22 protein-coding genes are annotated in these 23,831 nt (G+C 60.9%); 14 read left to right on the top strand and 8 right to left on the bottom strand.

What is annotated here, in order from left to right; all coding sequences use genetic code 11:
- Positions 1-11: 11 nt before the first annotated feature.
- On the bottom strand, positions 12-1,280 hold the full coding sequence (locus CRO18_RS15685; RefSeq protein WP_097082842.1) for an OmpP1/FadL family transporter: 1,269 nt from the start codon (positions 1,278-1,280) through the stop codon (positions 12-14).
- A gap of 158 nt (positions 1,281-1,438) precedes the next feature.
- Complete coding sequence (locus CRO18_RS15690) at positions 1,439-3,181, bottom strand: hypothetical protein (protein ID WP_097082843.1); 1,743 nt, start codon at positions 3,179-3,181, stop codon at positions 1,439-1,441.
- Between the two features lie 93 nt (positions 3,182-3,274).
- Here CRO18_RS15690 and rimO point away from each other — a divergent pair, with 93 nt between their 5' ends.
- The 3 genes from rimO to pnp all read left to right on the top strand — a co-directional run bounded on the left by rimO (position 3,275) and on the right by pnp (position 7,573).
- The gene (rimO, locus tag CRO18_RS15695) at positions 3,275-4,669 is read left to right on the top strand and encodes a 30S ribosomal protein S12 methylthiotransferase RimO (RefSeq protein WP_097082844.1); all 1,395 of its coding nucleotides are present in this window, start codon (positions 3,275-3,277) and stop codon (positions 4,667-4,669) included.
- A 217-nt stretch (positions 4,670-4,886) separates the two neighbouring features.
- Complete coding sequence (locus CRO18_RS15700) at positions 4,887-5,093, top strand: cold-shock protein (RefSeq protein WP_076483875.1); 207 nt, start codon at positions 4,887-4,889, stop codon at positions 5,091-5,093.
- 332 nt (positions 5,094-5,425) lie between these two features.
- Positions 5,426-7,573 carry a polyribonucleotide nucleotidyltransferase gene (gene pnp / locus CRO18_RS15705; RefSeq protein WP_076483876.1) on the top strand — a complete coding sequence of 716 codons (2,148 nt, stop codon included), beginning with the start codon at positions 5,426-5,428 and terminating at the stop codon, positions 7,571-7,573.
- Positions 7,574-7,645: 72 nt separating this feature from the next.
- Here pnp and CRO18_RS15710 read toward each other — a convergent pair whose 3' ends face one another.
- Complete coding sequence (locus tag CRO18_RS15710; protein WP_097082845.1) at positions 7,646-7,861, bottom strand: DUF1127 domain-containing protein; 216 nt, start codon at positions 7,859-7,861, stop codon at positions 7,646-7,648.
- A 220-nt stretch (positions 7,862-8,081) separates the two neighbouring features.
- Between CRO18_RS15710 and CRO18_RS15715 the strand changes: the two genes are divergently transcribed.
- The 5 genes from CRO18_RS15715 (at position 8,082) to CRO18_RS15735 (ending at position 12,233) form a co-directional block, all read left to right on the top strand.
- The gene (locus tag CRO18_RS15715) at positions 8,082-9,518 is read left to right on the top strand and encodes an aldehyde dehydrogenase family protein (protein ID WP_097082846.1); all 1,437 of its coding nucleotides are present in this window, start codon (positions 8,082-8,084) and stop codon (positions 9,516-9,518) included.
- Between the two features lie 60 nt (positions 9,519-9,578).
- Complete coding sequence (locus tag CRO18_RS15720) at positions 9,579-10,367, top strand: exodeoxyribonuclease III (RefSeq protein ID WP_097082847.1); 789 nt, start codon at positions 9,579-9,581, stop codon at positions 10,365-10,367.
- 68 nt (positions 10,368-10,435) lie between these two features.
- Complete coding sequence (locus CRO18_RS15725; protein ID WP_097082848.1) at positions 10,436-11,347, top strand: co-chaperone YbbN; 912 nt, start codon at positions 10,436-10,438, stop codon at positions 11,345-11,347.
- A 26-nt stretch (positions 11,348-11,373) separates the two neighbouring features.
- Complete coding sequence (locus CRO18_RS15730) at positions 11,374-12,012, top strand: LON peptidase substrate-binding domain-containing protein (RefSeq protein ID WP_097082916.1); 639 nt, start codon at positions 11,374-11,376, stop codon at positions 12,010-12,012.
- 68 nt (positions 12,013-12,080) lie between these two features.
- Complete coding sequence (locus CRO18_RS15735) at positions 12,081-12,233, top strand: Trm112 family protein (protein ID WP_245826447.1); 153 nt, start codon at positions 12,081-12,083, stop codon at positions 12,231-12,233.
- Between the two features lie 3 nt (positions 12,234-12,236).
- On the opposite strand, the gene CRO18_RS15740 is transcribed toward CRO18_RS15735, so the two are convergent.
- Positions 12,237-13,463, bottom strand: coding sequence for a UbiH/UbiF/VisC/COQ6 family ubiquinone biosynthesis hydroxylase (locus tag CRO18_RS15740; RefSeq protein WP_097082917.1), 1,227 nt, complete (start codon positions 13,461-13,463; stop codon positions 12,237-12,239).
- Positions 13,464-13,553: 90 nt separating this feature from the next.
- Between CRO18_RS15740 and CRO18_RS15745 the strand changes: the two genes are divergently transcribed.
- The 4 genes from CRO18_RS15745 (at position 13,554) to CRO18_RS15760 (ending at position 19,982) form a co-directional block, all read left to right on the top strand.
- Complete coding sequence (locus CRO18_RS15745; RefSeq protein ID WP_097082850.1) at positions 13,554-14,870, top strand: amidase; 1,317 nt, start codon at positions 13,554-13,556, stop codon at positions 14,868-14,870.
- A 118-nt stretch (positions 14,871-14,988) separates the two neighbouring features.
- The gene (locus CRO18_RS15750) at positions 14,989-16,167 is read left to right on the top strand and encodes an aminotransferase class I/II-fold pyridoxal phosphate-dependent enzyme (RefSeq protein WP_097082851.1); all 1,179 of its coding nucleotides are present in this window, start codon (positions 14,989-14,991) and stop codon (positions 16,165-16,167) included.
- 12 nt (positions 16,168-16,179) lie between these two features.
- Positions 16,180-19,293, top strand: a complete 3,114-nt coding sequence (locus CRO18_RS15755) for a DNA translocase FtsK (RefSeq protein WP_097082852.1) — start codon at positions 16,180-16,182, stop codon at positions 19,291-19,293.
- An 89-nt stretch (positions 19,294-19,382) separates the two neighbouring features.
- Complete coding sequence (locus tag CRO18_RS15760) at positions 19,383-19,982, top strand: outer membrane lipoprotein carrier protein LolA (RefSeq protein ID WP_076483885.1); 600 nt, start codon at positions 19,383-19,385, stop codon at positions 19,980-19,982.
- 3 nt (positions 19,983-19,985) lie between these two features.
- On the opposite strand, the gene CRO18_RS15765 is transcribed toward CRO18_RS15760, so the two are convergent.
- Positions 19,986-20,561, bottom strand: coding sequence for a lytic transglycosylase (locus CRO18_RS15765; RefSeq protein WP_097082853.1), 576 nt, complete (start codon positions 20,559-20,561; stop codon positions 19,986-19,988).
- Positions 20,562-20,782: 221 nt separating this feature from the next.
- Here CRO18_RS15765 and hspQ point away from each other — a divergent pair, with 221 nt between their 5' ends.
- Positions 20,783-21,109, top strand: coding sequence for a heat shock protein HspQ (gene hspQ / locus CRO18_RS15770; RefSeq protein ID WP_076483887.1), 327 nt, complete (start codon positions 20,783-20,785; stop codon positions 21,107-21,109).
- 6 nt (positions 21,110-21,115) lie between these two features.
- Here hspQ and CRO18_RS15775 read toward each other — a convergent pair whose 3' ends face one another.
- On the bottom strand, positions 21,116-21,613 hold the full coding sequence (locus tag CRO18_RS15775) for an ATP-binding protein (RefSeq protein WP_170952708.1): 498 nt from the start codon (positions 21,611-21,613) through the stop codon (positions 21,116-21,118).
- A complete protein-coding gene (locus CRO18_RS15780) occupies positions 21,603-21,950 on the bottom strand; it encodes an STAS domain-containing protein (protein WP_076483888.1) in 348 nt (115 codons plus the stop codon). Before CRO18_RS15780 ends, CRO18_RS15775 begins: the two co-directional genes overlap by 11 nt.
- Positions 21,951-22,115: 165 nt before the next feature.
- Here CRO18_RS15780 and CRO18_RS15785 point away from each other — a divergent pair, with 165 nt between their 5' ends.
- Positions 22,116-22,769: a pseudouridine synthase gene (locus CRO18_RS15785; protein ID WP_097082855.1), complete on the top strand. Its 654-nt coding sequence runs from the start codon at positions 22,116-22,118 to the stop codon at positions 22,767-22,769.
- 3 nt (positions 22,770-22,772) lie between these two features.
- Here CRO18_RS15785 and CRO18_RS15790 read toward each other — a convergent pair whose 3' ends face one another.
- Complete coding sequence (locus CRO18_RS15790) at positions 22,773-23,741, bottom strand: bile acid:sodium symporter family protein (protein WP_076483890.1); 969 nt, start codon at positions 23,739-23,741, stop codon at positions 22,773-22,775.
- Between the last annotated feature and the right edge of the window lie 90 nt (positions 23,742-23,831).

A 23,831-nucleotide genomic window follows, 5' to 3' on the forward strand; every position in this document is an offset into this window, starting at 1 on the left:
TGGAGAAAGGCTTAGAACTTCCGGGTCCAGCCAATCGCGGCAGAGACTTGGTGCATCTTGATCTCTACAGCACCGCCGCCCATTGCCAGTGGAATCGACGGGTTCGACACGCTGTTCGACAAGACATAGCTGACCGAGAAATCAAGCTGATCGCGATCATTGAGCCGTTTGGAGCCCCCCACACTGAAGTGATCTTCGACCACGCCGGGCGCCAAAATGTTCAGCGCGACATCTTCCGGCCCAATTGGGTTCGTGGCATGGGCATAGCCAAAGCGCCACGTCATATCAGGCGATTGCTGCCACTCGGCCCCGATGCGAATGACATCCACATCATCCCAGCCAAAGCCCGCGCCGCCCGCAGCCCCAAAGGCCCCGGCATCGGTTGCATTCCCGACCGCACCGATATCGCTGTAGAAAATGCGCTGCACATCCAAAAGCAGCGTCAGATCACTGCGCGCCTTGAAGGCCAAACCAGCGGTGATCGAGGCCGGAATGTCAAAATCCCCGCCATCTTCAAAAAGCCCGGCATATTTGTCGAATTTCGACATATCGAACCGGGTTTGCCCAGACAGACCAAGCGTCAACTGCGGGCTCACCTCATATTGCATCCCAAGCCGTAGCCCGACGCCATAAGACAGCTCATGCGCCATATTGGTCATGTTTGCCCCGCTGACAGACATCCCAGCGAAAGCGCCCAGCCCCTCTGCCCCAAAGCTTTGAATGGCGAGCGTCGGCGCAATCCCCCAACTAAACGCCCCGTCTTTTTTCGCATAGGTCGCCGAAATGAAAAGCTGCGTCAGGTCCACACCCGCTTCGCCGCCGCAAAAGACCCCGGTGCCCCCGCCACAGCCGAGCGCGCTATTCGCAACAGCCGGGTAAGAGGTGTTCATGCCACCATTGCCATAAACGGCAAAGTTCAAGACCGCGCCATTGGCGAGCGGGCGGTTATAGGCGAAGTTCGGCACCGGAAAGATGTTTTGGTCGCTTTTCACCGTGCCGGGGGCAATCATCATGGTGCCCGTGCCGGTATATTCCCGAAACGGTGCGAACAGCTCCACGCCCATATTCATCTGATGCCCGACCGAGGCAACGGCAGCCGGGTTGATCGCGCCGGACATCGCATCTTGGCTAAAAGCCACACCTGCGCCCGCCACGCCGCGTTGCGCGGTGCCGTAGCCAAGAGCAAAATAGCCTTCGGTCGCCTGCGCCGCGAAGGGAAGCCCGGCCACGAGGCACAGCGCCACGCCCCCAGCCAAACGGGATTTCGCAGAGAAATTCATAGGGTCCTCCATCAGCGCCGGAGAGGGGCTTTGGGTCTTCCCGACACACGAAGCCCCCGGCCCGACCCCGCGCATCGTGACTTCTGCACAGCGAGCATAAACTTTCCGTGATCTAAATCATATATCTCATTTTCACTGAGTGATTGGGGCGGGAAGGCTCAGTCTTTCTTGCCCAGCACCCCGGTGAACACCGCCGCCGCCGTGGCCAAAAGCAACCAGCCCGAAAGCTGCACAGCCCAACGCGCCCAATAAAGCGTTAGGCCGAACGCGCCCCGATCTTTGGAAGGCGCCCAAGCATCTTCCTGCCCCAATGTGTCGAGCGGCAAGAACAGATCGAGGGCATAAAGCGCGGGCGAAAAGGTCTCGTAATCGCGGTAGGCGGTGCTTTGCTCCCAAAGCTGCAACGGCATGGTGCAGCCTTCAACTTGTTGCGCTTTGCACCCCAGCCGAGAGGCAACGAACCATTCCGCCGAAGTTAGCACCACGGGCGAGGCGGGGGCAAATTCCCCGCGTTGATAAGTTTGATCGGAGAGCCACCACGTCGCAATCAGGATCAACAGCGCTGTGCGCAAGGCTTTGAATGGGGCGTGACCAAAGCCAAAGGTATCTCGATATATCCGGCCCCAAATAAGGGAAAGGATAGCGGTCCCTTTCCCAAATGTATCGGGCTTTGATTGCGCCATGGCCCGCGCAAAGGCCGCCCACATAAGCCGTTCATCGCGGGCAAACCGCACCTTTGCCGCATCAATTCGGTGGCCCATGCTTTCGTAAACCTTGGCAAGCTGACTATAAGGCTGCGGGTCGAAATCTTTACGCGTTGAAGGTTTTGTTGTTGGGGAAGGAAGCGTCCGCTCCCCCTTCCGCGCCAAGAGAGCGAGGCGGTCCTGCACCGTCATGGCGCTTTGAATCGAGTCGTAGCGGAATCCGGAGAGTTTGGCGGTTTCGACGCAGGCCCAAGAGGCGGTGTCGTCGGTCAAGCGGGAAACGCTGGTTTCGGTGAGGTCGAGAGCTTCGACGGCTCCAGAGATTTCTTCCCAGAAGAATCCGCCGCCGATCTTTGCGCCCTCGGCGTCGAAAACCCCCTCGATCTTTGCTGATCGGCAACGAAGATTTCCTGTCACCTCTGTCCGCACGAAGTTCACCTCGCCCGTGGCGGTGAACCCGTTGCGCAAGAACACATTCGCTCCGATCACGGCGCTATCGCAGTTCAAGGCGCGACCCTGCAGTGCCGAGAAACTGCCGCCATCGCAAGAGAGTTGCCCGGTGATCTTGGCCCCCACGAAGTTCACCTCGCCCGAGGCGGTGAAGCCTTCGCGCAAGAGCACACCCTCCCCGATCATGGTGGCATTGCAATTCAGCGCGCGGCCCTCGGTGACTGAAAACGTGCCGCCGTCGCACTCCAAGGCTCCGGAGATACGCGCTCCCGCGAGATCGACCGATCCTTGGGATTCGAACCCGTTCCTAAGGAACACATCCCCCGCGCAATTTAGCCTCTGCGCATTCAGCCCGGGGAGTTTTGATCCCGGGAGGAACAGGTGTTGCAGGTGTGTATCTTGCAGCAGCGGGGCAGTCTCGAAAACACACTCGGCCAAGGTAAGAGACCGACCACAGGTCACGAACGGCAGAGCAAGTGTGTTTTCGATCCAGAGCCCCGCAATCTCAATTCCCTCGTGACCGCAGATCACGCCGGGAATATCCTTTGTCAACAGCCAGCAGATCAGCCGTGCGTCAAAGCGGTTCTCGTCGGTCGCGGCCTCCGGACGTTTCGAGGTCTTCCAATCGAATTCGTCAGGGAAAGCCGCTCCCCCCGTCTTGATAAAATCCCTCTCTCGCGGCAATAGCCCCCGCCCAAGCCGCTTCTCCGCCCAAGCAAACGCTTCGCTCAAATCCGCATCGGCCATTCTGGCACCTCCAATACCGCGCCATCCTGCGCAGTCACCAGCTTTCGCGCAAGGCGCTTCCCGTCGCAGGGCTTCCCGGTGTATAGCGCTGCCATGAGCCAGAACCCGCCCGATCTCCGCCCCGACCTTGCGCCCAAAGCGCACATGACTGATGCGCCGCGCCCCGGCCAGCCGACCATTGGCATGGTCAGCCTTGGTTGCCCCAAGGCGCTGGTGGACAGTGAGCGCATTCTCACCCGCCTGCGGGCCGAGGGTTATGCGATCTCGCCCTCTTACCAAGGGGCCGAGGCGGTGATTGTGAACACCTGTGGTTTTCTTGACAGCGCCAAGGCCGAAAGCCTTGAAGCGATTGGCGAGGCTTTGGCGAAAAACGGCAAGGTGATTGTGACGGGCTGCTTGGGCGCAGAGCCCGAGTTTATTACCGGGGTGCATCCCAAAGTTTTGGCGGTCACCGGGCCCGAGCAATATGAACAGGTGCTCGATGCCGTGCATGGGGCGGTGCCGCCCAAGCCCGACCCGTTTGTCGATCTGCTGCCGCCCACCGGGGTCAAGCTGACGCCGCGCCATTTCAGCTATTTGAAAATTTCTGAGGGCTGCAACCACGCCTGCAAATTCTGCATCATCCCCGATATGCGCGGCAAGCTGGTGAGCCGCCCCGCGCATGCGGTGCTGCGCGAGGCGGAAAAGCTGGTGGAGGCGGGCGTGCGGGAGCTCTTGGTGATCAGCCAAGACACTTCGGCCTATGGGCTGGACCGCAAGCATGAAGCGAGCCCGTGGAAAGAGGGCGAGGTGCGCGCCCATATCACCGACCTGACCCGCGCATTGGGCCAGATCGCCCAGCCTTCGGGGGCTTGGGTGCGGCTGCATTATGTCTACCCCTACCCGCATGTGCGCGAGATGATCCCGCTGATGGCGGAGGGGCTGGTGTTGCCCTATCTGGATATTCCGTTCCAACACGCCCACCCAGATACGCTCAAACGCATGGCGCGGCCTGCGGCTTCGGCCAAAACGCTTGATGAAATCGCGGCGTGGCGGCGCGATTGCCCCGAGATCGTGCTGCGTTCGACCTTTATTGTGGGCTACCCCGGCGAGACGGAGGAAGAGTTTCAATATCTGCTGGATTGGATGGATGAGGCGCAACTCGACCGGGTCGGCTGCTTCCAATATGAAAACGTGGCCGGGGCGCGCTCCAACGACCTGCCCGACCATGTGCCTGACGCGGTGAAGCAAGAGCGTTGGGACCGTTTCATGGAAAAAGCGCAAGCGATTTCAGAAGCGAAGCTCGAAGCCAAAGTGGGCAGCCTGCAACAGGTTCTGGTCGATGCCGTCGATGATGAGGGCGCCACCTGCCGCACCCGCGCCGATGCGCCCGAAATTGATGGAAATCTCTTCATCGACGAAGATTTCGAGGGGCTTAGCCCCGGCGATATGGTGACCGTCGAGGTCGAAGAAGCCTCTGATTATGACCTCTGGGGGCGGATCGTCTGATCCCCCCATAGGCCGCAATGTCGCGTGCCAAAATGCCCCGCGTCCCAATGACCATTGCAATTTCCTTGCTTTTTCGGTGCGTTTGCGGGCATACAACTCCCGCGCAACGCGCTAGCTCGACGACCTGCTCCGTTACCGGCTTCAGTAGTTCTCGATCGTGACGTGACTGAGCCGGGCCGCCGCAATTTCGCGGGCGGCATGTAAAAGGAGACGACGGATGGCCAACGGCACCGTGAAATGGTTCAACCAAACCAAAGGCTTCGGCTTCATCGCCCCGGAAACCGGTGGCAAGGACGTGTTCGTCCACATCTCGGCAGTGGAACGCGCCGGTCTGCGTGGCCTCAATGACGGCCAAGCGGTGACCTTCGACCTCGAAAAAGGTCGTGACGGTCGCGAATCGGCGATCAACCTCGCGCTGGCCTAAGCCTAAGCGCAGAGATGATGCGAAGCGGTCCCATCGGGGCCGCTTTTTTCTTTGTGCAAAAGGATTTCTGGCGATGAGAGGGGCGGTGATGCGGCCCGCGCGCCGAAACACCCCAGGATGCATCGGCGAATCACTGCAAAACCCACAGTTGCAGCGCCACCTTCAAACTCCATGCTTCCCAAACGCCTTATTTTCCTGTATGCGCGCCCCATCTGCGACGTGAGTCCACGCCCCCGGGACACATGCGAAGGATAGGGGGCGGCGGCAATGGGGCCGCCATATGCCGGGAGACATGGGACGGGCCCATGCGTGCTCCCAGACAGGATACGCTGATGTTCAACGTTACGAAAAAATCGATCCAGTGGGGCGAAGAAACGCTCACTCTGGAAACGGGCAAGGTTGCCCGTCAGGCCGATGGCTCGGTGATCGCCACTTTGGGCGAGACCTCGGTCATGGCCAACGTGACCTTCGCCAAAGAGGCGAAGCCGGGGCAGGATTTCTTCCCGCTGACCGTGCACTACCAAGAGAAATACTATGCCGCGGGCAAAATCCCCGGCGGCTTCTTCAAGCGTGAAGCGCGTCCCTCCGAAAAGGAAACGCTGACCTCGCGCCTGATCGACCGTCCGTGCCGTCCGCTGTTCGTGCCGGGCTTCAAACATGAAGTGCTGGTGATGGCCACGGTTCTGTCGTGCGACCTCGTGAACGACCCCGACGTTGTGGCGATGATCGCCGCTTCCGCCGCGCTCACCATCTCGGGCGTTCCCTTCATGGGGCCGATCGGCGCCGCGCGCGTGGGCTTTGTGAACGGCGAATACGTGCTGAACCCGGCCATGGACGACATGACCAAGCTGCGCGACAATCCCGAGCAACGCCTTGACCTTGTCATCGCCGGCACCAAAGACGCCGTGATGATGGTGGAATCGGAAGCCTATGAGCTGACCGAAGAAGAAATGCTCGGCGCCGTGAAATTCGGCCATGACGCGATGCAACCGGTGATCGACCTGATCATCTCGCTCGCCGAAGACGCCGCGAAAGAGCCCTTCGACTTCACCCCGCCCGATTACTCGGATCTCTATGCGAAGGTGAAAGAAGCTGGCGAAGCCGAAATGCGCGCCGCTTTTGCGATCAAAGACAAGCAAGAACGCTCGAACGCGATTTCGGCGGCGGTCGACACGATCAAGTCGAAACTGTCGGAAGACGATCTGGCCGACATCAACCTCGGCTCGGCGATCAAAAAGCTGGAATCGGGCATCCTGCGCGGTGACATCATCAATGGTGGTGCCCGTATCGACGGCCGTGACACCAAAACCGTTCGCCCGATCGTGGCGGAAGTCGGCATGCTGCCGCGCACCCACGGCTCGGCGCTGTTCACCCGTGGCGAGACCCAAGGCCTTGTGGTCACCACGCTCGGCACCGGCGATGACGAACAAATCATCGACGCGCTGAACGGCAACTACCGCTCGAACTTCCTGCTGCACTACAACTTCCCGCCCTACTCGGTTGGCGAAGTGGGCCGCGTGGGCTCGCCCGGCCGTCGTGAAATCGGTCACGGCAAACTGGCGTGGCGTGCGCTGCAAGCGGTTCTGCCCGCAGCGACCGACTTCCCCTACACGATCCGCGTCGTGTCGGAAATCACCGAGTCGAACGGCTCCTCTTCGATGGCTTCGGTCTGCGGCGGGTCGCTCTCGATGATGGATGCGGGCGTGCCGCTCAAAGCCCCGGTGGCTGGCGTGGCGATGGGCCTGATCTTGGAAGATGACGGCAAATGGGCCGTGCTCACCGACATCTTGGGTGACGAAGACCACCTTGGCGACATGGACTTCAAAGTGGCGGGCACCGAAGCCGGTATCACTTCGCTGCAAATGGACATCAAGGTTGCGGGCATCACCCCGGCGATCATGGAGCAGGCGCTTGCGCAGGCGAAAGATGGCCGGATGCACATCCTTGGCGAGATGAGCAAAGCCCTTTCGGCTGGCCGTCAAGAATTCTCGGCCCATGCCCCGCGCATTGAAACGATGCAGATCCCGACCGACAAGATCCGTGAAGTGATCGGCTCGGGCGGCAAAGTGATCCGCGAGATCGTTGAAGTGTCGGGCGCTAAAGTCGACATCAACGACGACGGCATCATCAAGATCGCCTCGGCCAATGCCGAAGCCATCAAGAAGGCCTATGACATGATCTATTCGATCGTGGCTGAGCCGGAAGAAGGCAAAATCTACCGCGGCAAAGTCGTGAAGCTCGTCGATTTCGGCGCCTTCGTGAACTTCTTCGGCAAGCGCGATGGTCTGGTGCACGTCAGCCAAATCGCTGGCAAACGCCTCAACCACCCGAACGAAGCGCTGAAAGAAGGCCAAGAAGTTTGGGTCAAACTGCTGGGCTTCGACGATCGTGGCAAGGTGCGCCTTGGCATGAAGATGGTCGACCAAGAGACCGGCGAAGAGATCGTGGCCGAGAAAAAGGAAGAACAGCCCGAGGGCTGATCTGACCAAGCCTAAAAATGAGCGCAGCCCCCGCTATCGGCGGGGGCTGTTGCGTTAGAGCTTCAGCTTTTCTCAGCGGCCGTAGACAGTTTGGCGGGCAATTTCATGTGCGTTCAAACGCGACAGACCGATATCGTCCCAGTCACGGTTGCTCATGTTTTGCAACTCGTCGAGCAGCGCAAGATATTTGCTGTGCTGTGCACGGGCCGCGCGGAATTGTTCGATCTTGCGGGCGATGGGTTCCAGCGTCAGGCGCCGGGGCAGAGCTAGGGAAGCGGCGAAGGTCATGTGAGCCTCGTTGGTTTAAAGTTTTCCTCCCGATACCGCTAACCTAGTGCGTTGCAGGCGCGCGCACAAACGGCGATCCGGAATTGCCGCGATGCAGAAAGCGCATGACTGGTAAGGTCTTGTTACCAGATAGCGCAAACATTGTGCAAAGCGCCCCTGACAGTGATGGCTTGTGTTGCACTCTGCGCCCTGTCACGCTGGCCCGATCAGGGAGGGAGCCATGATCGAAAAACGCGAGTTCTACATTGGCGGCCATTGGGTCGCCCCCGCCATGCCGCGCGACCATTTCGTGATCGACCCCTCGACCGAAGAACCCTGCGCGATCATTTCTCTGGGGGATCAGGCCGATACCGATGCCGCCGTGGCCGCCGCGCTCAAGGCCGGGCCGGGGTGGGCCGCCACGCCCCCGGCGGAGCGGCTGGCCTGTGTGGAACGGCTCCTTACCCTCTACCAAGCCCGCGCGGAGGAAATGGCCCGCGCGATCAGCCTTGAGATGGGCGCACCGATTGACATGGCACTGGCCTCTCAGGTTGAGGCGGGCACGTGGCATATCACCAACTTCATCACCGCCGCCAAAGCTTTTGACTGGGTGCACCCCTTGGGCGATGGCACGCCCGGCGCGATGATCGCTTATGAACCGGTGGGCGTGGTGGGTCTGATCACCCCTTGGAACTGGCCAATGAACCAGATCACGCTCAAGGTGATCCCGGCGCTGCTAGCGGGCTGCACGATGGTGCTCAAACCCTCTGAAGAGGCGCCACTTTCGGCCATTTCGTTTGCGGAAATGGTGCATGAGGCGGGCGTGCCCCCCGGCGTGTTCAACCTTGTGAACGGTGATGGTTTGGGCGTGGGCACGCAGCTTTCCACCCATGCAGATGTGGAAATGATCTCCTTCACCGGCTCCACCCGTGCGGGGCGCGCGATTTCCAAAGCGGCGGCAGAGACATTGAAGCGCGTCTGTCTTGAACTGGGCGGCAAGGGCGCGAACCTGATCTTTGCCGATGCCGATGAAAAGGCGGTCGCGCGCGGGGTTCGGCATTGCTTCCAAAACTCCGGCCAAAGCTGCAACGCGCCAACGCGGATGCTGGTGGAGCGCGCCGCCTATGACCGCGCGTTGGAGATTGCCTCCGAGGTCGCAGCACAAACCCGTGTTGGCTCCGCGCATGAGGCGGGCCGCCATATCGGCCCGGTGGTGAATGAAGCGCAATTTGAGAAAATCCAAAGCCTGATCGAAACCGGGATCAAAGAAGGCGCGCGGCTTGTGGCGGGCGGGCTTGGCCGCCCCGAAGGCCTGAACAAGGGGTTTTACATCCGCCCCACGGTCTTTGCCGATTGCACGCCAGAGATGACCATTATGAACGAAGAAATCTTTGGCCCTGTGCTCTCGATCATGCCCTTTGACAGCGAAGAAGAGGCCGTCGCCATCGCCAATGCCACGCCCTATGGGCTGACGAATTACGTGCAATCGCAAGATGGCCCACGGCGCAATCGGCTGGCGCGGGCCCTGCGCGCGGGCATGGTGGAGATGAACGGGCAAAGCCGTGGCGCGGGGGCACCCTTTGGTGGGGTGCGCGCCTCGGGCCGTGCGCGCGAAGGCGGGCGCTGGGGGATTGAAGAATTTTGTGAGGTGAAGTCGATCTCGGGCTGGGAAGGGTAAGCCCCGCCCTTGCCCTTTTGGCCATGCCGGGCCATTCTCGCGCGCCCAAAGGAGAGACGCATGACCTTCACCCTCGCCACTTGGAACATCAACTCGGTCCGCCTGCGCGAGGCGCTGGTGTGCCGCTTGATGACCGAGGAAGCCCCGGACGTTTTATGCCTGCAAGAATGCAAAAGCCCGGTCGAAAAGATCCCCTTCGCGGCCTTTGAAGCCTTGGGCTACCGCTACATGGTGGCACGCGGTCAAAAGGGCTATAACGGCGTTGCGATCCTATCGAAACTGCCGATGGAAGAGGCTGCAGCCGAAGATTACGCCAACCTCGGCCACGCCCGCCACATTGCCGGGCAGCTCGAAAACGGGGTGACGATCCACAATTTCTACGTGCCCGCAGGCGGCGATGTGCCCGACCGAGAGCAAAACGTGAAATTTGGCCAAAAGCTCGATTTCCTGACCCATATGCGCGATGATTTCATGGCCGCCAAACCGCAAAAGTCGATCCTCGTGGGGGATTTGAACATCGCCCCGCGCGAAGATGACGTGTGGAACCACAAGGCGCTTTTGAAGATCGTGTCGCATACGCCGATTGAGGTGGAGCATCTCGCGCAGGTGCAAGCAGCGGGCGATTGGGTCGATGTCACCCGCAAAGACATCCCCGAGGGGCGGCTTTATTCGTGGTGGTCTTATCGCTCGCCCGATTGGGATGGGGCCGACAAAGGCCGCCGGCTCGACCATCTGTGGGCCACGCCCGATATTGCGAGCGCCGCGCATTCCAGCCGCATTCTGCGCGCGGTGCGGGGCTGGGAACAGCCCTCGGATCACGCGCCCGTCTTCGCCACATTCGATCTTTGAGATATGGCCCCTTGGCGTGGTGCAAGTGGCACCGCATATAGGGGCAAAGACCGCGAAAGAGGATTTCCATGTTCGGAACCGAAACCACCCCAGCGCAAAGCTATGTGAAAGACGTCACCGAGGCGAATTTCATGGCCGAGGTTGTCGATGCCTCGATGGCGACCCCGGTGATTGTTGACTTTTGGGCGCCTTGGTGCGGCCCGTGTAAACAGCTTGGCCCGATGCTTGAAGAGGCGGTGAATGCCGCCAAGGGCAAAGTGCTGATGGCCAAGATCAACGTTGATGACAACCAACGCCTCGCCCAAGCGCTGGCGCAACAGGGCCTGCCTTTGCAATCTATCCCCACCGTTGTGGCGTTCTTTGAAGGCCGCCCGGTGGATATGTTCCAAGGCGCGGTGCCCGCTTCGCAGGTGAAGGCATTCGTTGAAAAACTCGCCGCACTTGCGGGGGATGGCGGGCTTGGTGAAGCGATTGCCGCCGCTGAGGAAATGCTTGCCCAAGGCGCGGCCGTTGATGCCGCCGAGACCTTCGCCGCAATCTTGGGTGAAGAGCCCGAAAACGCGGAAGCCTATGGCGGGCTGGTGCGGGCGCATCTGGCCACCGGCAATCTGGATCAAGCCGAACAACTGCTTGCCGCCGCGCCGGAAAAAATTGCCACCGCCGCCCCGGTTGAGGCCGCGCGCGCGCAACTCGCGCTTGCCAAACAAGCCGCTGAAGCTGGCCCGCTTGATGATTTGAAAGCCAAGATCGAGGCCAACCCCGACGATCATCAGGCCCGGTTTGACTATGCCACCGCGCTTCATGCGGCGGGTCAGGTAGAAGAAGCGGTCGAGCAACTGTTGGAGCTTTTCCGGCGTGACCGCGAATGGAACGAGGCTGCCGCAAAAACGCAGCTTTTCACCATTTTTGACGCGCTTAAACCGACCGATCCGCTTGTTGCCAAAGGGCGCCGTCGGCTCTCGTCGATGATATTTGCCTGAGGCGAGAGGCGGGCTATTTGATGCTTATGATCAAGCCCAGTGACCTGCCAGACCAGATCCCGCTGTTCCCGTTGCCCGGGGCGCTTTTGCTGCCTCGGGGGCGGTTGCCGCTGCATATCTTTGAGCCGCGCTATTTGCAGATGGTGGAAGATTGCCTGAAAACGCCGCAACGGCTGATTGGCATGATCCAACCCTGCAAGGGGCGCGATGGCGAAGAGCGGCTTTCCGTAATTGGCTGCGCCGGGCGGCTGACCGGTTTTTCGGAAACCGAAGATGGCCGCTATATGATCACGCTTTCAGGCGTGTCGCGCTTTCGCCTTGGCAAAGAGATTGAGGGATTCACCCCCTATCGGCGCGCGGAAGTCAGTTGGGCGCATTTTGAGCGCGATCTGGGCATGACCGAACATGACCCGGAATTTGACCGCGAAACCTTTTTGGAAACGCTCGCGCGGTATTTCCATGCGCAAGGGTTGGACACCGATTGGGAAGCGCTAAAAGATGCGGAAGATGAGTTGCTGATCAACTCGCTTTCGATGCTCTTGCCACTCGAACCCGAAGACAAACAAGCCCTGCTTGAGGCCCCAAGCCTGACCACGCGGCGCGAAACGCTGATCACGCTGTTGGAATTTGTGCTGCATGGTGGCGGCGAGGAACGCAAGCAATGAGTGAGGCGGAGGCCGAAAACCTGCACGCCGTGGTGCCAGAATCGCAGCGCGGTGGGTTTGATCGGCGGATGCTGGAGGCGCTGGTGTGCCCGTTCACGCAAACCACCCTGCGCTATGATGCCGAGCGGCAGGAATTGGTATCAAAAGCCGCCGGGCTCGCTTATCCGATCCGCGGCGGCATTCCGATTTTGCTCGCCGATGAGGCGCGGCGGCTGAAGTAACGCTTAGACCGGGCGACCCTGCATCAGTTTGGGCAAGGGGCCAGCGATCCCTGCGGCTTGCCGCATAAAACCGCGCCGCAGCGGGCCAATTGCTTGCACGATCCCCATGCCCAAATCGCGCCCCGCGCGCAGGACCGGATTATCATTCGAAAAGAGCTGGTTCACCGCATCCATGCCCAAAGCCATCGCGGTGGAGTCAAACCGCCGCCAAGTTTGATACCGGTCGAGCACGAAGGTCGTGCCGTAATCTTCGCCCCGGCGCAACGCCTCAATCACCACTTCTGCCAAAGCAGCGACATCGCGCAGGCCAAGGTTGAGCCCCTGCCCCGCGATCGGGTGCACCCCATGCGCAGCATCGCCGATCAGCGCGACGCGCGGCGCGACATAGGCTTTCGCAAGCGTCAGATTGAGCGGGTAGCTAAAGCGCGGTCCGGCCAGCCGAATTTCCCCCAGAAAATCACCAAAGCGCGGGCGGACAAGCGCCATGAAATCCGCGTCATCAAGCTTTTGCACCACGGCGGCGTTTTCATCCCGCTCGCTCCAGACAATCGAAGAGCGATTGCCCGTCAGCGGCAAGATCGCCAGCGGACCCGAGGTCATGAACATCTGATAGGCAATACCTTCATGCGGCTTTTCATGTTCAATCGCGGCCACAAGCGCGGTTTGGCCATAGCCCCAACCCTCACGGGTGATGCCTGCACGCTCGGCCACGCCAGAACGCCGCCCATCGGCTCCCACCAAAAGCTTGCCCGTCAGGCTGCGACCATCAGAAAGCGTCGCCTTAATGCCGCCGGGCAGTTCTTCTTGCGCTACAACCGAGGTTTCGGAGATCAGCGTGATCTGCGGATTGGCTTCCACCGCCGCCATCAAAGCGCGATAGAGAAACCGATCTTCGAGCATGTAGCCCACGGGCTTTTGATCCAGCTCGCGGCTGTCGAAATGCAAAAAGAACGGGGCCACCCCCTCGCCGGGGCGACCGTCAAAGGCTTTCACATCATTGATCGGCTGCGCTTCGGCGGCGACCGCGGGCCAAAGGCCAAGCGCGGTCAGCAGCTTTTGCGAGCCAAGTGCCAGCGCATAGGCGCGGCCATCGAATGTATCCTCGGCGCGGCGCGTTGCGGGCGCCGCGTCAATCACGGTCACGCTCAGCCCCGCTTGAGCAAGGGCCAAGGCAAGCGCGGGGCCATTTAGGCCGCCACCAGCGATAAGAACGTCGGAATCCTGTGTCATGCGCCCAATATGGCGCGTGCTGCGGGATTGTCCATTGCCCAAGCGAGGGCTAGCTTGCGAAGAATACACCCTGTGGGCGAGGAGGCGGGAATGCTAGAGCGGTTCTGGTCGGCGGCAGCACAAGGACAGGCGATGGCCGAGGGGCGGCTGGACCCGGTCGAATTGGCGGAATCCTATCTGGAGGCGGCCGAACCCCGCCACGATGTCTATGCAAGGCTGACCGCAGATCGCGCTCGGTTTGAGGCCATGGCCGCGCGCACACGGCTTTTGGACGGCTTGGGGCGCAGCCCGCTGGATGGCGTGGCGCTGAGTTGGAAAGACCTGTTTGACAGTGCCGGCACGGTGACAGAGGCAGGCTCGCTTTTGCTGGCCGGGCGCGTGCCCAACGAAGATGCCGAGGTGCTGCGCCAAGCCTCACTGGCGGGCACGGTCTGTTTGGGCAAAACGCATATGACCGAACTCGCCTTTTCCGGCCTTGGGCTAAACCCCAACACCGCCACGCCCCCCAATGCGGTGACGCGCGGCTTGGCTCCGGGGGGGTCTAGCTCGGGCGCGGCGGTCTCGGTCAAGTTGGGGCTGGCGGCGGCGGCGGTAGGGTCTGACACCGGCGGCTCGGTGCGCATTCCGGCGGCATGGAACGATATTGTCGGGCTTAAAACCACACACGGGCGGGTCTCCACCCGCGGGGTGGTGCCGCTGTGCAAGCGGTTTGACACGGTCGGTCCGCTGGCCCGCACAGTGGAAGATTGCGCTTTGGTGCTTGCCGCTTTGGAAGGCACCAAAGCCCCCGATTTGCGCGGGGCAACGCTCGATGGTGCGCGGCTTTTGGTGCTGGATGGCCTACCCTTTGACAGTATCCGGGAGGCCCCAGCACGGGGCTTTGAAAGTGCCGTGGCCAAACTTGCGCGCGCAGGCGCGACGGTCGAGCATATGGCGCTGCCAATGGTTAGCCCGGCGATGGACCTTTCCGGCATTCTATTCGCGCCAGAGGCCTATGGGCTGTGGCACGACACCATCGAAGCCGCGCCAGAGAAGATGTATCCGCTGATTTTGCAGCGCTTCCGGGGCGGCGCGCAGATCAGCGCGGCTGTGTATGTGAAGGGCTGGGATGATCTGGCCCGCCATCGTGCGGAATTTTATGCCGCCACCGCCGGGTATGATGCCGTGCTGGTGCCAACCGCGCCGATCTTGCCGCCCGATGCCTTGCGGCTTTTGACCGATGCCGCCTATTTTGAAACCGAAAACCTGCTTGCGCTGCGCAACACCCGCCTTGCCAATATCTTCGGCCTTTGCGCACTGACGCTGCCAACGGGCGAGCCGATGTGCGGGCTGTCGCTGATGGGCAAGCCGATGCGGGAAGAGGCATTGCTGCGTCTGGGCATGGCGGTTGAAGCCGCGCTTGGCTGAAAAGTCACAGATCAGGCGCGGCACTCCCTCTAAGAGTGTGCTTTTGGTGGACGCAGCCGCCGCGCTTGAGTAGTTTTAATCGCAAACGGGGCGCAACGACCCCGAAAATGAGGCACAGATGGACTATCCCGAGCGGTTTGCGAACCTGCCCGAATACGCATTTCCGCGTTTGCGGCGGCTGTTGGATGCGCATGCACCCGGCGGCGACCCTATTGCCATGTCAATCGGCGAACCGCGTCACCCGATGCCCCCCTTCGTGGGCGAGGTGCTGGCCGAAACCCTTGGCGAATTTGGCAAATATCCGGCGAATGACGGCACCCCCGAATTGCTGAGCGCTATTTCCGGCTGGCTCGCACGGCGTTTTAAGGCGCAGGTGTCGGAAGACCGGATCATGGCGCTGAATGGCACGCGCGAGGGGCTTTTTAACGCCGCTGTCGCGCTGTGCCCCGAGGTCAAGAACGGCAAGCGCCCGGTGGTGCTGATCCCGAACCCGTTTTACCAAGTCTATGCGATTGCCGCCGCGACCGTGGGGGCCGAGGCCGTTTTCGTGCCAGTGACCGAGGAAAACGGCTTCTTGCCCGATTTTGAGAGCCTGCCCGCCGAGGTGTTGGACCGCACGGCGATTGCCTACCTTTGCACCCCCGGCAACCCGCAAGGCGCCGTGGCCCCACGCGATTACCTCACCCGGCTTTTGGCCTTGGCCGAAAAGCATGATTTCAAGATCTTCTCGGATGAATGCTATTCGGAAATTTGGCGCATCGCCCCACCGCCCGGCATGTTGGAAGTGGTGCAAGACACCGGGGCCGACCCCGAGCGCGTGGTGGTGTTCCATTCGCTTTCAAAACGCTCGAACCTGCCCGGTCTGCGGTCGGGTTTTTGCGCCTCTGGCCCGCGCAACATCAAGGAAATCCGCCAGTTGCGCGCCTATTCCGGCGCACCGCTGCCGCAACCGATTCAGCGCGTCTCGGAACGCGTTTGGGCCGACGAAACCCATGTGGAAGAAAACCGCGCCCTGTACATGCAGAAATACGCTGATGTGGCGGAGATTTTCTCGGGCGTGAACAGCTTCCGGCTGCCCGATGGCGGCTTTTTCCTGTGGCTGCCGGTTGATAATGGCGAGGCCGCAGCGCTCAAAATCTGGCGCGAAACCGGGGTGCGGGTGCTGCCCGGTGCCTATCTCGCGCGGGAAGTGAACGGGGAAAACCCCGGCAAAAATTACATTCGGGTGGCCCTTGTCGCCCCAAGAGAAGAAACGCAGCGCGGGCTGATCAAGCTGCGCGACTGCTTGCACAAGTAAGGACGGTTCGGCATGGCATCTTATCAGGCAAGGCAACGCGACCCGCTTCTGGACCAAGACACGCAAGCGGTGCTGGAACGCCGCGGGCGCGAATTGTTGGGCGGCGGGTTTGTGCTTTTGGGCGTTCTGGTGGCAATGATGCTCGTGTCTTACGCGCCCGAAGACCCAAGCTGGATGGCAGTTTCAGATGCCCCGGTGCAAAACTGGCTAGGCCGGTTTGGGGCCGGGATCGCCTCGCCGCTCATCGTGATTGTGGGCCGGGGCGCTTGGCTGTTGCCCGTGGGCTTCATGATCTGGGGGCTGCGCCATTTGCTCCATCGTGGCGCCGAACGCGCGATGGCGCGGATGGTGTTTTTGCCGATCGCGATTGCCGTCGCCGCCGTTTATGCCGCGCTTTTGGTGCCGGGCGAGGGCTGGCAGCAGGCTTACGGGCTTGGCGGCAATTTCGGCGATATGATCGCAGGCTCACTTTTAGGCCTTTCGCCGATTTCGGGCTCGATTGGGCTCAAGCTGATGACGGTGGTGATGGCTTGTGCGGCTTTGGCCGCGGGACTCTTTGCCACCGGGTTTGACCGTGCTGAATTGCGTGCCGCCGCGCGGTTCTTGATGCTGGGCATGGTGATGCTTTACGACATGGCGCTGCGCGCCGCTGGCCGGGGGGCAACCGCCTCTGTGCGTATGGCGCAAGGGGCCGCCGAAGCGCAACGCGCCCGCAAAGCTGCCGCAGCCGAACGCGCCGCGCAAGAGGCCGCATGGCAGGCCCAGCAAGCTTGGGAGATGGCACAAGCCGCCCCTGCAAGCGCCGCGCAACCGGCCTTTGCCTCGCGCGTGCGCCGTGCGCCCGAGCCGGAAATGGACTTTGGCTATAGCGATTATACCCCCGAGCCGGAGCTCGTGGAGCCGATGCAGGCTTGGGATATTCCCGCCGAGGCCCCGCCCGAAGATCGGATCAAGGCCCGCATCCAGCAAGCGGTGAAAACCCGCAGCGCCGCGCAGGCCCCGGCAGAGCCGATCTTGCGCGCCGAACCCATGCTGCAAGCGCCCGAACCCACCTGGGAAGACCCGGTGATGGAGGCGCCCGCGCCGCCGCCTGCGCCCACGACCCCGGCCTCGGTTCTGGCCGCCGTCTCCGCACGCCTTGCGCGCGGCCCGAAGCCCGCGCCTGCCCCCCTTCTGCGCGCGGAACCGCCTTTGCAAGCGCGCCCCCGCTTTATGCCCGGCGCGGCCCCTGCCCCGGTTGTTCCCGCGCCCGAACCGATGGCCTTTGCCGCCCCTGAGGCGGAAGCTTATGACGAGACCGACTTCAGCTTTGAACCGACTGTCGAGGTGGATGAAGACAGCTGGGCCGCCGCTGTCGAGGCCTTTGAAGCCACCGATGAAGCGCTCGACGATCTTGGCCCGGACATGCGCAACGTCTTCGCCGATATGGACGAGGATGACATTCCGCCAATGCCCGAACCTGTGGTGCCCAAGCTGCGCCCGGTGCTGAACCGCGCGGTGGTCCCCCCTGCCCCCGAACGGCGCGTGGTCGCGCCGCCGCGCAAAGCGCCCGCGCCCTCCAAACAAGCTTTGGCAGAGGCACAACCGACGCTGCGGTTTGAAACGCCCGAGACCCCGGCCTATGAAACGCCGCCGCTCAGCCTGTTGACCAACCCCAACACGATCCAGCGCCACCAGCTTTCGGATGAAGCGTTGGAAGAAAACGCCCGCATGCTCGAAAGCGTGCTCGATGATTACGGTGTGAAGGGGGAGATTGTCTCGGTCCGCCCCGGCCCCGTTGTTACCATGTATGAACTTGAACCCGCGCCGGGGCTGAAAGCGAGCCGCGTGATTGGCCTTGCCGATGACATCGCCCGGTCGATGTCGGCGCTTTCGGCGCGCGTTTCGACCGTGCCCGGACGCTCGGTGATCGGCATTGAATTGCCGAACGCACATCGCGAAAAGGTGGTGCTGCGCGAAATCCTGTCCGCGCGCGATTTTGGCGATAGCAACATGCGCCTGCCGCTGGCCCTTGGCAAAGACATCGCCGGGGAAGCCGTGGTGGCGAACCTAGCGAAAATGCCCCACTTGCTTATTGCGGGCACCACCGGCTCGGGCAAATCGGTCGCGATCAACACGATGATCCTGAGCCTGCTTTACAAGCTTTCCCCCGACGAATGCCGGCTCATCATGATCGACCCGAAGATGCTGGAACTTTCCGTTTATGACGGCATTCCACATCTGCTCTCCCCCGTTGTGACCGACCCGAAAAAAGCGGTTGTCGCGCTCAAATGGGTCGTGGGCGAGATGGAAGAGCGCTATCGCAAAATGTCCAAAATGGGCGTGCGTAACATTGAGGGCTACAATGGCCGCGTCCGCGAGGCGATGGCGCGTGGCGAGATGTTCAAGCGCACCGTGCAAACAGGCTTTGACGAGGATAGCGGCGAACCGGTCTTTGAGACCGAAGAATTCCTGCCCCAGCCCTTCCCCTATATCGTGGTCATCGTCGATGAGATGGCGGACCTGATGATGGTGGCGGGCAAGGAGATTGAGGCCTGCATCCAACGCTTGGCGCAGATGGCACGGGCCTCGGGCATTCACCTGATCATGGCAACGCAGCGGCCTTCGGTCGATGTGATCACCGGCACGATCAAGGCGAACTTCCCGACCCGGATCTCGTTCCAAGTGACCTCGAAAATCGACAGCCGCACGATCTTGGGCGAAATGGGCGCCGAACAGCTTCTGGGCATGGGCGACATGCTTTATATGGGCGCCGGTTCGCGGATCACCCGTATTCACGGCCCATTTGTGAGCGATGAAGAGGTGGAAGAGATCGTCAGCCACCTCAAGAGCTTTGGCCCGCCGGAATATATGTCGGGTGTGGTTGAAGGACCCGATGACGAGGTGGCATCCGATATTGATGCGGTGCTGGGCCTTGGTGGCAACACCGATGGCGAAGATGCGCTTTATGACCAAGCGGTGGCGATTGTGATCAAAGATCGCAAATGCTCCACCTCTTACATCCAGCGCAAATTGGGCATTGGCTACAACAAGGCGGCGCGTCTTGTGGAGCAAATGGAAGATCAAGGCGTTGTGACCCCGGCCAACCATGTCGGCAAACGCGAGATTTTGGTGCCCGAGCAGTAAAGCCCCTACCCGCTTGAAAGTGATGAGCGCCCCGCATGACGTGATCATGCGGGGCTTTTTATTCCCGCACGTTCCGCTAGATTTGCCTCATGAACCTATTGCGTCTCGCCCTTGCGCCCGTTTTTGTCCTTGCTCTCGCCGCGCCTGCGCTGGCGGAGAAGCTGCCGTTGTCGGTGATTTCTGGTTATCTCAACGGGATCAAAACCGCTGAGACAGCCTTTACCCAGATCAACGCGGATGGCACGCGCGCAAAGGGCATGCTGTATATTCAGCGCCCCGGTCGGATGCGCTTCGAATATGCCGAAAATGACCTTCTGGTTCTGGCATCTGGCGGCCAAGTGGCGATTTTTGACCCGAAGTCGAACCAAGTGGCCGAGCAATATCCGCTCAAGCGCACGCCGCTGAACCTGATCTTGGCCGCGAAAGTGAACCTTGGTCAGGCGCGTATGGTGATTGGCCACACCGAGGAAGATGGCGATACAGTCGTGGTCGCCCAAGACCCGGAACACCCTGAATACGGCACGATCCGCATGGTCTTTTCTGCCAATCCGGTCGCGCTCAAGCGCTGGACCATCACCGACCAAAGCGGTCAGCGCACCGCCGTGCTTTTGGACGGGCTGCAAGAGGGGGTGAAGATCGGCCCCTCCAAATTCTCGATTGTGTTCGAAACCGAACGGCGCAAGCGCTAAAGCTTAGCGCCCGCAGCGGCTCAACTGTTCGCGATACATCTCGGCCCGCGCCTGCACTTTATCCGCAACGGCGAGAAGCCAGCCTTTCGACTGGTAGCTGCCACGCGCATAGCCGGTGCGCCCTTCGTGATAGGCAAGGTATTGAGCCCGCGCATCATATTTGGAAATGCCGAGCTTTTCGGACGACCCGTCCATATACCACCCCATGAAATCGGTCGCGTCCTGAATGCGGGTACGCTTGGCGCCGTAGCGGCGGGTGTCGCGTTGGTATTCCTCCCACGTGCCATCCAGCGCTTGACTAAAACCCCGTGCCGAGCTTTGCCGCCCGATCGGGATCACACCAAGCGCATAGCGATGCGGGGTTTTCGCATTCGCCACGAAGCGCGATTCTTGGTGGATCGTCGCCATCTGCACATGCACAGGCACGCCCCAGCGCGCCTCTGTGCGTTTCATCGCCGAATAATAGGAGGGTTTTTCGCGCGCCAAGAGGCAAGCGTTATCAAGGTTGCGCGGCGCTTGGGACGCCCCCCCGCATGACCCCAGAATCAAGATGGAGGCCAACAACAGGTATTTTTTCATGGCGAATCTGCCTGTATCTGCTCTGGTTCTTGCCGTTTCGGCATTGTTATGCCCAGTTTACGCAATTCCAGCGTCCGGCGAAAGAGAAACCACTTCACGGCAGCGTCAGCGCCCAGAAAACGACTGTTTGGCGGGATTCGACAGTCTGTTTCCCCGGTGCGACCGGGCAAATGATGGACATCACGGATTTCAGGGTTTAGTTACCGATGACGAGGGATGCCATGCAGACGACGCTTGCAAAATATCATATCGGCCAGATCGTCCGGCACAAGAAACACCCGTTCCGGGGTGTGGTCTTTGATGTGGATGCGATCTTTTCCAACACCGAAGCTTGGTATGAGGCGATCCCAGAGGAAAGCCGCCCAGACAAGGATCAACCCTTCTACCATCTGCTCGCCGAAAACGACGAAAGCTATTACGTCGCTTATGTTTCCGAGCAAAATCTGGTGGCAGATTACTCGGGTGAGCCTGTGACTCACCCGGATCTGGAAGACCTTTTTGGGGATTTCGAAGACGGGCGCTACCCGCTTCAATTCCAACTGAACTAAGCGCCCTTATTTGACCTGAACCGGTGGCAGCGGCAGGCGGAAGGCCAAAAGGTTGCGCCCGTTCGCGCGGTGGTAGCCCAGATCTTCGACAAGGTCATGGATCAGGAACCAACCAAAACCGCCCTCTGGCAGGTTTTCCGGTTCGGGACGATGCGTGTCATCGACCGAACGCGCCAGGCAGCTTGGCGGCAGTTCCACCCCATCATCGCTGATTGAACAGCTTAAACCGCGATGGTCACGCACCAAAGACAGCGAAATCGTGCCATGCCCGGTTTCGCCATAGCCATGCTCGACGATGTTGTTGAGAACCTCTGCCAAAACCAGTTCCAGCGTCCCCGCCTCATCCGGCGAAAGCTGGCGCAGGAATCGCGCCAAAGCGGTGCGCAACGCCGTCCGCACCGCGATTGGCGTGGCCGCAAAGGAATGATGAAAAATCTTCGCTTCAGGGCGGGCGGGAACTTGTTCGTTCCCGTTGGAGCCCGGTTGCGATCCGTCAGCCAACATGGCGCAACCCCTTGCGCAGCGCCGCATCCACATCTTCATGCAGCGAAAAAACCGAATCCATCCGTGTGAGACGGAACACCTTTTCAACATTGGGGCGCAGGCCCGCCAGTTCGAGTTGCCGCTCTGGTGCCAGCGCTTTCATCACGGCCACCACGGCGCCAAGGCCCGAACTGTCCAGAAACTCAACCTCAGAGAGGTCAAGCACCACTCGTTGAGCCGGCTGCATCGTCACCTCGCGCATCCGGTCTTTGAACCGGATCGCAATGGCAGCGTCGAGCCGCTCTTCCTTGACCGAAACCACGAGGGCACCGCTCCTCGCTTCAGCGTAAAGATTCATCTTGCCTCTCCGGCGTCGAAACGTTTGGCTCAGCCTAAGAGCGAAAACTTACCAATCGGTATCCACCGGAAAGAATAGCGCCGCCGCTGCCGGATATTTCGCGACGATAAAACCTTCACACGCTCAAGCCTTGACGGCACCGCCCCGCCGCGCCATGCGAGGGGCATGAGCGAACATGCCTATGCCCCGCCCGATGAGCCGCCGCGCATTTTGCACGCCGATCACGAGATTCTCGTGGTTGATAAGCAATCGGGCCTTTTGTCCGTGCCGGGCAAAGGCGCGCACAAAGCCGATTGTCTGATCGAGCGGCTTAAGGGCGCCTTTCCGCAGGTGCTTTTGGTGCATCGGCTCGATGCCGACACCTCTGGCGTGATGGTCTTTGCGCTGACGCCCCATGCGCAACGGCATTTGGGGCTGCAATTTGAACATCGGCAAACCAAGAAGCACTATCTTGCGCGGCTTTGGGGGCATTTGGAGCCGAAGACGGGCCGTGTTGATCTGCCACTTTGTGTCGATTGGCCGAACCGCCCCCGCCAGCATGTAAACCATGAGATGGGCAAGCCCGCGCAAACCGATTGGCGGGTGCTGCGCCATGACGATGATGGCACGACCCGCGTGCGGTTGACGCCGCTCACCGGGCGCAGCCATCAGTTGCGGGTGCATATGCTTTCGCTGGGGCATCCGATCTTGGGCGACCCGCTGTATGCAGAGGGCCCGGCGGGGGACTTTCCGCGCCTCATGCTGCATGCGGAAAGTCTGCGCCTACGCCACCCCGATGGTGGGCATCACATGACCTTCACAGCCCCCTGCCCGTTCTAAACCTCACATCGACGCATTGCGTTGGGCGCGCTGAGAAACGAAGGCACAGATCAAAAGCTGGGTGATGTGATACATCATCGCGGGCAGCACAATCGCCCCCACCTCTGCCGCGGGAAAGAGCGCCGAGGCGATCGGAATGCCGGTGGCGATGCTTTTCGTCGAGCCGCAATAGAACAGCGCGGCGCGATCGGGGTAATCCATCCGGAAGCCGCGGCCCGCCGCGATCATCAGCCCCATGCTGATCGCCAAAAAGATCAAGATCACAACCCAAAGCGTGAACAGTTTCGGCAGCGGCACGGTATCCCAAAGGCCGGTGCGGGTGCCCGCGCTGAAGGCGGAATAGACGATCAGCAAGATCGAGCCGCGATCAACGTAGAGCGTCACCTTTTTATGGCGCGCAATGAAGGCGCCAAGCCATGGGCGCAGCACTTGCCCAAGGATGAAGGGCAACAAAATCTGCGTGCCGATGCGCAGCACCGCATCCAGCCGCACCTCGCCGCCGCCCGTTTGCAGCATCACCGCAACCAATGCGGGCGTCAGTGCCACGCCAAGCAGGTTCGATGCAGAAGCCGCGCAAATCGCACCGGGCACGTTGCCGCCTGCAATGCTGGTAAAAGCGATGGAGCTTTGCACGGTGGAGGGCAGAACGGCGAGGAACAGCACCCCAAGCGTAACCTGTGCGCCCAAAAGCGGGCCAAAGACCTGTGCAAAACCAAGCCCCAAGATCGGAAACATCGCGTAGGTGGCAATCAGCGTCAGCCCTTGCAAGCGCCAGTTCAAAAAACCTGCGCGCACCGAGGACGGGTCCAGCTTGAGCCCGTAGAGCAAAAACAACAGCGACACCGCCCAATAGGTGACCTGCTTCAGCGTCGCGGCGGCAAAGCCTTGCGCCGGAATAATTACCCCCAAAATGACCATGCCAATCAACAAAAGCATGTAGGTGTCGATGCCCAGACGTCTAAGGAAGTGCATGGTCTCTCCTGTGGCTTTCAGGCCTTGCAGATATGACAAGACGGGCCCCCGATGGAAGGCCCGTCCGAGACAGTCTCTTGCGCGTTTCGC

This window comes from Rhodobacter sp. JA431 (assembly GCF_900217725.1).
GTDB lineage: Bacteria > Pseudomonadota > Alphaproteobacteria > Rhodobacterales > Rhodobacteraceae > Rhodobacter > Rhodobacter aestuarii.

What these genes read in the sequence shown, in the direction of transcription:
- rimO (WP_097082844.1), top strand. Translation starts at nt 3,275, where the DNA reads ATGAGCCAGAACCCGCCCGATCTCCGCCCCGACCTTGCGCCCAAAGCG.
- CRO18_RS15780 (WP_076483888.1), bottom strand. Translation starts at nt 21,950, where the DNA reads ATGAATCTTTACGCTGAAGCGAGGAGCGGTGCCCTCGTGGTTTCGGTC.
- CRO18_RS15725 (WP_097082848.1), top strand. Translation starts at nt 10,436, where the DNA reads ATGTTCGGAACCGAAACCACCCCAGCGCAAAGCTATGTGAAAGACGTC.
- CRO18_RS15710 (WP_097082845.1), bottom strand. Translation starts at nt 7,861, where the DNA reads ATGACCTTCGCCGCTTCCCTAGCTCTGCCCCGGCGCCTGACGCTGGAA.
- CRO18_RS15720 (WP_097082847.1), top strand. Translation starts at nt 9,579, where the DNA reads ATGACCTTCACCCTCGCCACTTGGAACATCAACTCGGTCCGCCTGCGC.
- CRO18_RS15690 (WP_097082843.1), bottom strand. Translation starts at nt 3,181, where the DNA reads ATGGCCGATGCGGATTTGAGCGAAGCGTTTGCTTGGGCGGAGAAGCGG.
- CRO18_RS15755 (WP_097082852.1), top strand. Translation starts at nt 16,180, where the DNA reads ATGGCATCTTATCAGGCAAGGCAACGCGACCCGCTTCTGGACCAAGAC.
- CRO18_RS15775 (WP_170952708.1), bottom strand. Translation starts at nt 21,613, where the DNA reads ATGTTGGCTGACGGATCGCAACCGGGCTCCAACGGGAACGAACAAGTT.
- CRO18_RS15735 (WP_245826447.1), top strand. Translation starts at nt 12,081, where the DNA reads ATGCTGGAGGCGCTGGTGTGCCCGTTCACGCAAACCACCCTGCGCTAT.
- CRO18_RS15750 (WP_097082851.1), top strand. Translation starts at nt 14,989, where the DNA reads ATGGACTATCCCGAGCGGTTTGCGAACCTGCCCGAATACGCATTTCCG.
- hspQ (WP_076483887.1), top strand. Translation starts at nt 20,783, where the DNA reads ATGCAGACGACGCTTGCAAAATATCATATCGGCCAGATCGTCCGGCAC.
- CRO18_RS15730 (WP_097082916.1), top strand. Translation starts at nt 11,374, where the DNA reads ATGATCAAGCCCAGTGACCTGCCAGACCAGATCCCGCTGTTCCCGTTG.
- CRO18_RS15715 (WP_097082846.1), top strand. Translation starts at nt 8,082, where the DNA reads ATGATCGAAAAACGCGAGTTCTACATTGGCGGCCATTGGGTCGCCCCC.
- CRO18_RS15745 (WP_097082850.1), top strand. Translation starts at nt 13,554, where the DNA reads ATGCTAGAGCGGTTCTGGTCGGCGGCAGCACAAGGACAGGCGATGGCC.
- CRO18_RS15790 (WP_076483890.1), bottom strand. Translation starts at nt 23,741, where the DNA reads ATGCACTTCCTTAGACGTCTGGGCATCGACACCTACATGCTTTTGTTG.
- CRO18_RS15765 (WP_097082853.1), bottom strand. Translation starts at nt 20,561, where the DNA reads ATGAAAAAATACCTGTTGTTGGCCTCCATCTTGATTCTGGGGTCATGC.
- CRO18_RS15785 (WP_097082855.1), top strand. Translation starts at nt 22,116, where the DNA reads ATGAGCGAACATGCCTATGCCCCGCCCGATGAGCCGCCGCGCATTTTG.
- CRO18_RS15700 (WP_076483875.1), top strand. Translation starts at nt 4,887, where the DNA reads ATGGCCAACGGCACCGTGAAATGGTTCAACCAAACCAAAGGCTTCGGC.
- CRO18_RS15760 (WP_076483885.1), top strand. Translation starts at nt 19,383, where the DNA reads ATGAACCTATTGCGTCTCGCCCTTGCGCCCGTTTTTGTCCTTGCTCTC.
- pnp (WP_076483876.1), top strand. Translation starts at nt 5,426, where the DNA reads ATGTTCAACGTTACGAAAAAATCGATCCAGTGGGGCGAAGAAACGCTC.
- CRO18_RS15685 (WP_097082842.1), bottom strand. Translation starts at nt 1,280, where the DNA reads ATGAATTTCTCTGCGAAATCCCGTTTGGCTGGGGGCGTGGCGCTGTGC.
- CRO18_RS15740 (WP_097082917.1), bottom strand. Translation starts at nt 13,463, where the DNA reads ATGACACAGGATTCCGACGTTCTTATCGCTGGTGGCGGCCTAAATGGC.